Genomic DNA, 276 nt, shown 5'->3' on the forward strand with positions numbered 1-276 from the left:
GTTGGTCGTAGGCGGGGCCAGGTCGTTGCAGCACCGCTTTTGCGCTGGTGATTTTTTTCTGCACGGTGATGAGCTGCAGCAACCAGGCTTGATAGTCGCGTGGGTACGTCGGGTTGAAGGTCAGTTGAGTGGCGCTGGATATCTCGGTGGAGATCAATACCTGGGGCACGGCCAGGGTCAGTGCGGCTTGTTGTTTCATGGCCGGTAACAGCATGCCGCTGAGCCCGTGCCAGGCGTCTTTGGCCTGGTGGTTGGCGATGTTGATCAGGGTGGTCA

General features: G+C 59.1%; 1 protein-coding gene. It reads right to left on the bottom strand.

The window, feature by feature from the left end:
• Positions 1–276: hypothetical protein (locus ACW9H9_RS28905; RefSeq protein ID WP_457370507.1), on the bottom strand; the 276-nt coding region annotated here is incomplete at both ends.

It is taken from the genome of Pseudomonas sp. SDO5215_S409 (genome assembly GCF_054071325.1).